Here is a 226-nt window from a genome sequence, read left to right as displayed (position 1 = left end):
AGGACCAGCGGGCGCAACAGGTGCTACTGGTGCTCAAGGACCGGCGGGCGCAACAGGTGCTACTGGTGCTCAAGGACCAGCGGGCGCAACAGGTGCTACTGGTGCTCAAGGACCAGCGGGCGCAACAGGTGCTACTGGTGCTCAAGGACCAGCGGGCGCAACAGGTGCTACTGGTGCTCAAGGTGCTACTGGTGCAACAGGACCAGCGGGTACGCCAATTCCTGTA

General features: G+C 62.8%; 1 protein-coding gene. It reads left to right on the top strand.

The genetic code is table 11. The annotated features are described in order from the left end of the window. Positions 1-226: collagen-like protein (locus tag MR079_RS28925; RefSeq protein ID WP_242295120.1), on the top strand; the 226-nt coding region annotated here is incomplete at both ends.

The sequence above is a fragment of the Bacillus cereus group sp. BfR-BA-01381 genome (assembly GCF_022663555.1).
GTDB lineage: Bacteria > Bacillota > Bacilli > Bacillales > Bacillaceae_G > Bacillus_A > Bacillus_A pacificus.
The sequence above is the reverse complement of the archived record's forward strand: the minus strand, read 5'-3'. Positions and strand labels throughout refer to the sequence as shown.